General features: G+C 63.0%; 8 protein-coding genes. 5 read left to right on the top strand and 3 right to left on the bottom strand.

All coding sequences use genetic code 11. From position 1 onward, the window contains the following. The 3 genes from ENZ75_RS08130 to ENZ75_RS08120 all read right to left on the bottom strand — a co-directional run. Positions 1-2,167: efflux RND transporter permease subunit (locus ENZ75_RS08130; RefSeq protein ID WP_164887760.1), on the bottom strand; the 2,167-nt coding region annotated here is incomplete at its 3' end. Then, positions 2,164-3,324 carry an efflux RND transporter periplasmic adaptor subunit gene (locus tag ENZ75_RS08125; protein ID WP_063170332.1) on the bottom strand — a complete coding sequence of 387 codons (1,161 nt, stop codon included), beginning with the start codon at positions 3,322-3,324 and terminating at the stop codon, positions 2,164-2,166. The genes ENZ75_RS08125 and ENZ75_RS08130, both read right to left, overlap by 4 nt. 193 nt (positions 3,325-3,517) lie before the next feature. Next, the gene (locus ENZ75_RS08120) at positions 3,518-4,345 is read right to left on the bottom strand and encodes a MurR/RpiR family transcriptional regulator (protein ID WP_063168963.1); all 828 of its coding nucleotides are present in this window, start codon (positions 4,343-4,345) and stop codon (positions 3,518-3,520) included. Between the two features lie 144 nt (positions 4,346-4,489). On the opposite strand from ENZ75_RS08120, the gene ENZ75_RS08115 reads away from it, so the two are divergent. The 5 genes from ENZ75_RS08115 to ENZ75_RS08095 all read left to right on the top strand — a co-directional run. Beyond that, the gene (locus tag ENZ75_RS08115; RefSeq protein ID WP_024502760.1) at positions 4,490-5,308 is read left to right on the top strand and encodes an N-formylglutamate amidohydrolase; all 819 of its coding nucleotides are present in this window, start codon (positions 4,490-4,492) and stop codon (positions 5,306-5,308) included. A 44-nt stretch (positions 5,309-5,352) separates the two neighbouring features. Beyond that, entirely contained in the window at positions 5,353-6,909 is a 1,557-nt protein-coding gene (locus tag ENZ75_RS08110) for an amino acid permease (protein ID WP_013529681.1), read from the top strand. Positions 6,910-6,996: 87 nt separating this feature from the next. Beyond that, positions 6,997-8,367, top strand: a complete 1,371-nt coding sequence (locus tag ENZ75_RS08105) for a glutamine synthetase family protein (protein WP_013529682.1) — start codon at positions 6,997-6,999, stop codon at positions 8,365-8,367. Between the two features lie 127 nt (positions 8,368-8,494). Next, positions 8,495-9,883, top strand: coding sequence for an aldehyde dehydrogenase family protein (locus ENZ75_RS08100; protein WP_063168962.1), 1,389 nt, complete (start codon positions 8,495-8,497; stop codon positions 9,881-9,883). A 17-nt stretch (positions 9,884-9,900) separates the two neighbouring features. Further along, positions 9,901-10,959 (top strand): 3-dehydroquinate synthase (locus ENZ75_RS08095; protein ID WP_245481136.1); only part of this gene is annotated, 1,059 nt, incomplete at its 3' end.

The raw sequence follows: 10,959 nt of genomic DNA, 5'->3' as shown, positions 1-10,959 counted from the left end.
GGTCGGAGGCGCTCTCGCGGTCGATGGCCACGGCGAGCTGCGGTTGCGTCGGGTCGATCGACAGGCGCGGTGTCTGGAAGCGCGCGTCCTTCTGCATCTCGGCGATGATCTTCACGGCTGCGTCGCCGAGCGCCTTGCGGTCGTTGCCGACCAGCGCGAACTGCAGGCCGTTGCCGGCGCCACGGATGCCGAGGCTGTTGGGCTGTACCGGGAAGATGCGCACGCTCGGCACCTGCCTGGTCAACTGGCTGATCTCGGCCATGATCTCCTGCTGGCTGCGGCTGCGCTCGTTCCACGGCGCCAACGTCATCACCATGAAGCCGGAATTGTAGGAGCCGTTCTGGCCGGCATTCTCGAAGGTCGAGCGGATCTCGCCGGAATCGCGCATCGGCTGGATCAGTCTCTCGATCTTCTGCATCTGCTGCGTCGTATAGTCGAGGCTGACGCCTTGCGGGGCGCTGATGCGCAGAAGCACGGCGGCGCGGTCCTCGGTCGGCGTCAGCTCCTGGCGGATGGTGCCGAACAGCGTGAAGGCGGTGCCGGCAAACAGCACCGCGACCAGAAGCACGATCCATGGCGCGTCGAGGCAGGCGTGTAGGCCGCGCTTGTAGGCCGTATTGAGCGCGCCGCCGATGCGGGCGCCGATGCCATGGCCCCCTTCGTGGTGGAGCGATGCGCTGGTCAGCATGCGCGAGGCGAGCATCGGGCACAGCGTCAGCGCCACAACGCAGGACAATAGCACCGACATGGCAAGCACGAAGCCGAATTCGCGGAACAGGCCGCCGGTCTGGCCGGGCAGGAACGAAATCGGCACGAAGACGGCGACCAGCGTCAAGGTGGTGGCAATGACGGCGAAAAACACTTCCTGCGCGCCAAGCACGGCGGCGGCGCGGGGCCCCATGCCTTCATTGCGTCGTCGCACGATGTTTTCGAGCACGACGATGGCGTCGTCGACGACCAGTCCCGTCGCCAGCACCAGAGCGAGCAGGGTCAGGATGTTGACCGAGAAGCCGGCCAGATAGATGGCAGCGATGGTGCCGATCATGGCGACCGGCATCGACAGGCCGGGGATCAGCGTCGCGCGCCAGTCGAGGAGAAACACATAGATGACGATCAGCACCATGGTCACGGACAGGCCGAGTGCGATCTCGACCTCGTGCACCGCGCCCTTGACGAAGACGGCGTCGTCGCTGGTGATCTTGATCGACATGCCCTTGGGCAGGTTTTCCTGCAGCTTGGCGACGGCGGACTGGACGCCGGTCGAGATGTCCAGCGTGTTCGATTCCGCCTGGCGGATGATGCCGATGCCGATGCCGGTCTTGCCATCCGAGCGCAGCGTGGTCTGGCCGACGTCGGGACCGAGCGTGACGGTGGCGACGTCGCGGATGCGCGTCGTGCCGCCGACAATGATGTTTTCGAACTCTTCCGGCGTGGTCACGTCGGCAGTCGTGCGGACGATCAGGTCCTGGTTGGTCGTGGTGATCGAACCGGCAGGGGAATCGAAAGCGACCGAGGCAAGGGCGGCCCTGAGATCGGCAACCGTGAAGCCGAGGCTGGCCAGCTTGTTCTGGTCGACATCGATGCGAAAGATCTTGTCGCGGTCGCCATAGACCTGGACGTCGGCAACGCCGGGCACGGCGGCAAGCTCGTCCTCGATCTGGTCCTGGACCACCACGGTCATGTCCTGGATCGACATGTTGTCCGAGGTCACCGCCAGTCGCATCACCGCGTCGGAATTGGCGTCGGCCTTGACGATGCGCGGCGGATCGGCGGTGTCGGGCATCTGATTGGCGACGCGGCCGACAGCATCACGCACGTCCGAGGCGGCGACATTCAGATCGACGCCGTCGTTGAACTCGATGGTGACGCGGCTCGAGCCGAACGAGGAAGACGACGAGATCGACTTGACGCCTGAGACGCGGGCGACGGCGCCCTCGATCGTGTCGGTCAGTTCGCGGTCGACGGTCTCGGCCGCCGCGCCCTCGAAGGTGGTGGAAACAGTGACGACCGCGCGGTCGACATCAGGCAGTTCGCGGATCTCGACGCCGTAGAAAGCGGCCAGGCCGGCGACCGCAATCAGTGTGTTGAGCACGAAGGCCATGACCGGCCTGCGGATGAACAGGGCGGTGAAGCCGGTCTCGCTGGCGGTGTTGATGGTTCCGGTCATGAGCCTGCGGCGGCGTCCGCGGCGCGCTGCTCTTCGCCGGCAAGGCGAACCGCGCCGCCCTCGCTGACGCTCTGGGTGCCTTCTGTGACCACCATGTCGCCATTGTCGATCTCGGCGTCGATCAGCACGGTCTCGGTGTTGCGCTGGATGATGCGCACCGGGACCCGCCTGGCCTTGCCATCCTCGATCTGCCAGACATAGGCGCCGTCCGACCCCCACAGGATCGCCAGCGGGCTGACGGCCGGATAGGTTTGCCCCGGAAATTTCATGGTGATGCCGAACGACATGCCGGCGCGCAGCGAATCGGCCGGGTTGGCGATCTTGGCCTTGACCAGCAGCGTGCGACTCTTTTCATCGATGTGGTTGTCGATGGCCGAAACGGTGCCGCTATAGGCGTTGCTGGGATTGGCGATCGGCGTCGCCGTCAATTGCGCACCGACCTTGACGGCGGCGGCGAAGCGCTCGGGTACCAGGAAATCGACCAGGATCGAGGACCGGTCGTCGAGCGTGGCGATGGCCGACTGGTTGGTGACGTAATTGCCGGCCGAGATCGGCAGGATGCCGACGGTGCCGGCGATCGGCGCCAGGATCGACCGGCGCTGCAGTGCAAGTTCCGCGTCCTGAAGCGCCAGCTTGGCGCCCGCCAGCACCACCTCGGCATCAGCCACGGCTACCGGGGTCGCGGCATTGGAGGCACGCAGCGACTTAACGCGGTCGAGCTTGGACTGAGCGTCCTGCAAGGCGAGCTTGGCACGGTCCTGAGAGATCACTTCGGTCTCGGAATCGAGGGTGGCGAGGATCTGTCCCTTCTCGACATGGCTGCCGGATTCGACCAGCAGTTCGGCGAGGCGGCCGGAGCTGTAAGGATTGACGGTCACCGAGGCGTTGGCACGGCCGGTGCCGATCGCCTGCAGGCGGTCGTTGATAACAGCCGAAGTGGCCGCCAAGGCGACCACGTTCACCCGCTGGTTGCCGTTGCGGCCGTTTGCCTGCCTCGCGTTGGCGGCACCGGTTTCAGCCGGGGGCGTTGCCGCGTAAGCCCAGTCGATGCCCCAACGTGCCAGCACGTCCGGTGCGCCGGGATAAAAGCGCAGCCAGGCGGCTGCCGCCACCACCAGCACCACGAGTGCAAAAAGTATCTGTTTCCAGGCGGCCATCAGCACTCCGGTTGGTAAAACAATCCTTCCGTCTACCGGTTTCCCGAAATGAAGCAGACGCAGCGAGGCTATTGTAAGGCAAAGAAGCCGTCTCGATATCGCGTCTTTATGACAATTCTCCGGGGGCTGCGCACATTAAATATATGTAACGTTTGAGAAAATATGCGTAACGCTTCGGATCATCGCATATGCACTAACGCAGACTTTCCATCTCGCGAATGCGTTTGGCGCCTTCTGCTTCCAGTTGCCTGGTGACGGCGCCGATCAGCGTTTCGGCGACGACGAAAAGGGCCGCCGATGAATCCCATGCCGACGGCACTGCGGTTCGTCCGGCGATGACATGGCGAGCAAGGCGGGCGATCGGCGACAGCCACTGGTCGGTGAACAGTACGATCTGCACGCCACGCTGATGCGCCTTCTCGGCGAAGCGGAGGAGGCTGTCCTGGTAGCGCCTGATGTCGAAGATGACCAGCACGTCGCGCTTGCCCATGTCGATCAGCCGGTCACGCCACATGCTTTCCTGCCCGGCGAGGTGAAAGACATCCGGCTGGATGATGGCGAGGTGGGCGGCCATGTAGCGCGCCAGCGGATCGGTGAAGCGGCCGCCGATCAGGAAGGTCTTGCCGCGCCGGTCCGCCAGCCGGGCGGCGATGTCGGCAAGCTGCTTGTCGGACAGGTGCCTGAATGTCTCGCGCATATTGTCGAGCGTCGCTTCCAGCATCGGCGACACGGTCCCGCCGCCGGGCGAGGGCGGATTGAGCGTCCTTGTCGCCGGCGATTGCAGTTGCGCCGCCAGTTCGTCCTGCAGGCTCGACTGGAACTCCGGATAGTTCTGAAAGCCCAACCGGGCGACGAAACGCAGGATTGTCGGCGAGGAAACGCCGGCTGCGGCCGAGAATTCAGCGACCGTTTTCAAGCCGATCATCGGGTAGAAGGCAATCAGTGTCTGGGCCGCGCGCCGTTCGCTGGCCGGCATCGTGCCGACGCGGTCGGCGATCAGTTCGGCAATGTTGGAAATCATCTTTTCCCCACCCTTGGCTCGGTCGATGGTCTTTTCCGAAATCGCATTTGACAAAGCCGGACAAACTGTATGAAATCATCCACAGGGACGCAATGAGGCAAAATACGTAACATACGATACAGCGCTCCCCGGGGACGGCAGAGTATGGAGAAAGCACGGCCCGCCAGCCTTGCATCGTCTGATACCGTAAGGGTGACGAACCCCGGCGGATCAAGCCCTTTCGTGCTGACCTGCGATCACGCCTCGAACTTCCTGCCCGCCGAATTCGGCACGCTCGGCCTTGCTGTCGAGGACCTGTCGCGCCACATCGCCTGGGATCCCGGCGCGCTGCCGGTTGCCCGCCGCATGGCGCAGGCGCTCGACGCGACGCTCGTCGAAACCCGCATTTCGCGCCTTGTCATCGACTGCAACCGGCCGCTTGACGCGCCCGACCTGGTGCCGCCGGTCAGTGAGACAACGGCCATACCGGGCAATGCCGGCCTGTCGGAAAGTGAGCGTGCCGCGCGTGTCGCGCTTTCGTGGCGCCCTTTCCACGATACGATTGCGGATATCATCAGCCACAGGCTGTCACACGGTCAGGAAACGCGGCTGGTTTCGGTCCATTCCTTCACGCCGGTATACAAGGGCCGCAACCGGCCCTGGCATATCGGCATCATCCATGACGAGGATCGCCGGCTGGCGGCGCCGCTGATATCGGCGCTGAAGCGGCTTTCCGGTGTCACCGTCGGGGTCAACGAGCCGTATTCACCTGATGACCGCGTCTATTTCACGCTGGAACGGCATGCGCGCTCGCGCGGACTGCCCTGCGCGATGATCGAAATCCGCAATGACGAAATCGCCGGCGAGACCGGGCAGCGGAAATGGGCGGATCTGCTCACGGGCATTTTTTCGGATCTGGAGCCAGAGGAGGCCGGACACACCAGATCGCATTCAGTCGGAAAGTCAGTTCAATCGGCTAGCTAGGGCGGGATCTCATCCCGACCCGAAAACCAACAGGGGACACTAAAATGGCAGCACCGGGTTATACTGAAGTTGACAAGGCGGAGGACGTAAAGCACCTCCACAGCATGGGCTATGCCCAGGAATTGGAGCGGCGCCTCAGTCGCTTTTCGAACTTCGCCGTTTCCTTCTCCATCATCTGCATCCTGTCGGGCGGCATCAATTCGCTGGCCCAGGCCACCTCCGGCGCCGGCGGCATCGGCATCGGCATCGGCTGGCTGGTCGGCTGCTTCGTTTCGCTGACCTTTGCGGTCGCCATGTCGCAGATCAGCTCGGCCTATCCGACGGCCGGCGGCCTCTATCACTGGGGTTCGATCCTCGGCAACCGCGGCACCGGCTGGGTCACCGCATGGCTCAATCTGCTCGGCCTGATCACCGTGCTCGGCGCCATCAATGTCGGCACCTGGACGTTTTTCATCGGCGCTTTCGGCCCGACGCTCGGAATCGAAGGCACGCTGACAAACCAGATGATCTTTCTGATCATCATCACCGGCGCGCAGGCGCTGATCAACCATCTCGGCATCAAGCTGACGGCGAAGCTGACCGATTTCTCGGGCTATCTCATCTTCTTCGGCTCGATCCTGATCGCCATCGTCTGCCTGGCTTCCGCTGAGACCTGGGATTTCAGCCGTCTCTTCACCTTCAAGAACTATTCCGGGGACGCAGGCGCCGGCGTGTGGCCATCCGTCTCGAATGCCTGGGTGTTCGCGCTCGGACTGTTGCTGCCGATCTACACGATCACCGGTTATGACGCTTCCGCGCACACCTCGGAGGAAACCATCAAGGCGGCTTCTTCCGTGCCGCGCGCCATGGTCATGTCGGTGATCTGGTCGGCCGTTTTCGGCTATCTGTTCCTGGCCGCCTTCGTGCTGATGATCCCGAACATGGACGATGCCGCCAAGCAGGGCTGGAACGTGTTCTTCTGGGCCTTCGACCAGCGTGTAAGCCCCGGCATCAAGGAGTTCGTCTACCTCGTCGTGTTCGTCGCGCAGCTGCTGTGCGGCCTTGCCACGGTGACGTCTGCCTCGCGCATGATCTTCGCCTTCTCGCGTGACGGCGGCCTGCCGGGTTCGGCGGCACTCGCCAAGGTCAGCCCGACCTACCGCACGCCGGTGGCGGCGATCTGGACGGCTTCGATCCTGTCGGTGCTGTTCGTCTGGGGTTCGACGCTGGTTTCGGTCGCAGGCACTTCGGCCTACACCATCGTGGTTTCCTGCACCGTCATCTTCCTGTTCCTCTCCTTCACCGTGCCGATCGTGCTCGGCATGCTCGCCTGGGGCACGCCGAAGTGGGACAAGATGGGTCCCTGGAACATGGGGCGCGGCGTGTTCATGCTGTTCGCCTTCCTGTCGATCGTCTCAATGATCCTGATCTTCATCATCGGCATCCAGCCGCCGAACGATTGGGCGCTCTACATCACCGTCGGCTTCTTCATCCTGACGGCAGTCGTCTGGTTCGGCTTCGAGAAGCGCCGCTTCCAGGGGCCGCCGCTCGGCGACATCATTGCGGCGCGTCAGGCGGCCATCAAGGCGGCCGAACAGGCAGTCGGCGAAACCGGCCACTGACCTCCACCATCATGGCCATGGCCGGCATCGTGCCGGCCATGGTTTCGTTCAACTCATTCAAAGCCCAAGCGCTGGAGTGCCAAAGGAATGGCCGGAAATTTCTCGTTCGATCAGTTGAAGAAAGCGGTCTCCAGCGGTGAGATCGACACCGTGCTGGCCTGCATCGTCGACATGCAGGGACGGCTGGCGGGAAAACGCTTCCTGGCGCAGTACTTCGTCGATTCCGCGCATGACGAAACGCATGGATGCAATTATCTGCTGGCCGCCGACATCGATATGGAGCCGGTGCCGGGTTACAAGGCGGCGAGTTGGTCGAAGGGCTATGGCGATTTCGTCATGAAGCCGGATCTCGCCACGCTGCGGCGCATTCCCTGGCTGGAAAAGACCGCGCTCGTGATCTGCGACGTGCTCGACCACCACACGCATGACGACCTGCCGCATTCGCCGCGCGCCATCTTGAAGAAGCAGGTCAAGCGGCTGAGCGAGCGCGGCTATATCGGCTATTTCGCATCCGAGCTCGAATTCTATCTGTTCAACGAGACCTACGATTCGGCCCGCAAGAAGCACTGGCAAGGTCTCGACACCGCATCGCCCTATATCGGCGACTACCAGATCGGCATCACCACCAAGGAAGAAGGCGTCATGCGCCGGCTTCGCAACGAAATGGAAGCGGCCGGCATTCCGATCGAGAATTCCAAGGGCGAGTGGGGTCCGGGCCAGGAAGAGATCAATGTGCGCTATGCCGAGGCGCTCGACATGGCCGACCGCCACGTCATCCTGAAGAACGGCGCCAAGGAAATCGCCGAGTCCGAGGGCAAGGCGATTTCGTTCATGTCCAAGTATAATTACGGGCTCGCCGGCAATTCCAGCCACATCCACAATTCGCTGTGGAGCGCCGACGGCAAGACACCGCTGTTCTTCGACAAAAAGGCCGACTGGACGCTGTCGACACTCGGCCAGCAATGGGCCGCCGGCCAGCTCAAATACGCCAAGGAATTCACCTGGTTCCTGGCGCCCTATATCAACTCCTACAAGCGCTTCCAGGCCGGCACCTTCGCGCCGACCAAGATCATGTGGAGCGAAGACAACCGCACCGCAGGCTTCCGCCTGTGCGGCGAGGGCACCAAGGGCATCCGCATGGAATGCCGCATCGGTGGCGCCGACCTCAACCCGTATCTTGCTTTCGCAGCCCTGATCGCCGCCGGCCTTGCCGGCATCGACGAAAAGCTGGAATTGCAGAAGCCGTTCGTCGGCGATGCCTATCAGGCATCTCGCCTGCCGGAGATTCCGAAGACGCTGCGCGATGCCACCGACACGCTGGCGAAGTCGAAGATGCTCAAGCAGGCGCTCGGCGAGGATGTGCTCGAACACTATGTCCACACCGCAAAGTGGGAGCAGTTCGAATACGACCGCCGGATTACGGATTGGGAACTGCACAGAGGTTTCGAGCGGTATTAGGTATCGGCGGTTCGTCGGCGCCACCCCTTCACTCTTAGCCTTTCCCCGTGGGGAGAGGCTGTCGGCAGGCAGATGAGGGGCAGCGCCAGGCCACACGATTTTGTTGTAGAATACGAGGACTTACAAAATGACCGAGACGGTCAAACTCATTACCCCCGTCGATGGCTCGATCTATGCCGAGCGGCCGATTGCTACAGACCAGGCGATCAACGCCGCAGTGGAACGCGCCAAGGCGGCGCAAGAGAAGTGGGCTGAGACACCTATCGTCGAGCGCGGCAAGTACATGTTGGCTATGCTGGAAGCGCTGGTCGCGATGACCGACGAGATCGTGCCGGAAATCGCCTGGCAGATGGGGCGGCCCGTGCGCTATGGCGGCGAATTCGGCGGCGTCAGGGAACGCACCAACTACATGGTCGAGATCGCCGAGCAGGCGCTCAAATCGGTGCCGGCCTCCAACCCCAAGGACGGTTTCCGCCGCTATGTGAAGAAAGACCCGCTCGGCGTCGTCATGGTGATCGCGCCGTGGAATTATCCCTATCTGACCGCCGTCAACACCATCGTGCCGGCGCTGATGGCCGGCAACACCGTGATCCTGAAGCATGCGGCGCAGACGCTGCTGGTCGGCGAGCGCTTTCAGCAGGCTTTCGACAAGATCGGCCTGCCCAAGGGCGTGTTCCAGAATGTCGTGCTGAACCACGCCCAGACCGAAAGGCTGCTCGGCTCGGGCAAGATCGACCACGTCAATTTCACCGGTTCGGTCGGCGGCGGCCGCGCCATCGAAAAGGCGGCGGCGGGCACCTTCATGACGCTCGGCCTCGAGCTTGGCGGCAAGGATCCGGCCTATGTGCTGCCCGACGCCAAGATGGACCATGCGGTCGCCAATCTGGTCGACGGCGCCTTCTACAATTCCGGCCAGTGCTGCTGCGGCATCGAACGCGTTTATGTGCACGAGAAGGTCTATGACGAATTCGTCGAAGGCTTCATCGCCGAGACAAAGAACTATGTCGTCGGCAATCCGCTCGATCAGGCGACGACGATGGGACCGATGGCGCAGGCGCGCTTTGCTGACCTGATCCGTGAACAGAAGGCGGAAGCGCTGCGCAAGGGTGCCAAGGCGCACATCAACATGAAGGTGGCTAACGACAAGGCTGGTTCGCCTTATCTGGCACCTGAGGTGCTGACAGAAGTCGATCATCAGATGAGCGTCATGCGCGAGGAAAGCTTTGGCCCGATCGTCGGCATCATGAAGGTGCGCAACGACGAAGAGGCGATCGCGCTGATGAACGACAGTCCCTACGGGCTGACCGCTTCGATCTGGACGCGCGATACCGAGCATGCCGTGGCGATCGGCAACCGCGTCGAGACCGGCACGGTGTTCATGAACCGCTGCGACTACCTCGACCCGGCCTTGGTCTGGACCGGCGTCAAGGACACCGGCAAGGGTGCGGGCTTGTCGGCCATCGGCTACGACAATCTGACCCGGCCGAAATCATTCCATCTGCGCGAAGCCATCTGATTTATTGAAAGACAAAAATGTCCAAGCTGATCTCCAAATGGAACTACCCCACCACCGTCCGCTTCGGCGCCGGCCGCATCAAGGAATTGCCTGAGGTGCTGGCGGCCACCGGCATCAAGCGGCCGTTGTTCGTCACCGACCCTGGACTGGCGAAACTGCCGGTCGTCGCCTCGACGCTGAAGATACTCGACGACGCCAAGGTTCCTTACGGCGTCTTCTCCGAGGTCAGGCCTAACCCGGTCGAGTCCAATCTGACCGCCGGCATCGCCGTGTTCAAGAAGGGCAAACATGACGGCGTCATCGCCTTCGGCGGCGGTGTTATCGGCGACCTTGCCGGCTTTGCCGCCGGCATCGTGCGGCGCGGCATGAATTTCGTGCAGATTCCGACCTCGCTGCTGGCGCAGGTCGATTCCTCGGTCGGCGGCAAGACCGGCATCAACAGCCCACGCGGCAAGAACCTTGTCGGCGTCTTCCATCAGCCGAAACTGGTGTTGGCCGACACAGGGGTGCTCGACACGCTGCCGATCCGGGAATTCCGCGCCGGCTATGCCGAGCTCGCCAAATACGGGCTCATCGACCGGCCGGAATTTTTCGCCTGGCTGGAAAAGAATTGGGTCCAGGTTTTTGCCGGCGGGCCGGAGAGGGCGCAGGCGATTGCCGAAGCCTGCCGCGCCAAGGCCGACGTGGTTGCGCGTGACGAGTTCGAGACCGGCGACCGCGCGCTGCTCAATCTCGGCCACACATTCGGCCACGCGCTGGAAGCCGCCACCCAATATGACGGAAGCCGCCTCGTCCATGGCGAAGGGGTCGCCATCGGCATGGCGCTGGCCTACCGGTTCTCGTCGCGGCTCAATCTGGCCAGCCCCGACGATGCCGCGCGCGTCGAGGCGCATCTGCGCGCCGTCGGCCTGCCCTGGCGAATAGCCGACATCCCGGGCGATCTGCCTGACGCCGAGGCGCTGCTTGCCTTTATCACCCAGGACAAGAAGGTGTCGCGCGGCATCGTCGGGGCTGGCCAGATTGAGCCGCGACGAGAACCGGTAGGCCAGCGCCATGCCGATGGCGACCCCTTCGCA

The sequence above is a fragment of the Mesorhizobium sp. M7A.F.Ca.CA.002.04.1.1 genome (genome assembly GCF_004022805.1).
Lineage (GTDB): Bacteria > Pseudomonadota > Alphaproteobacteria > Rhizobiales > Rhizobiaceae > Mesorhizobium > Mesorhizobium ciceri.
Note: the sequence above shows the minus strand (reverse complement) of the source record. Positions and strands in the feature narration are given on the sequence as shown.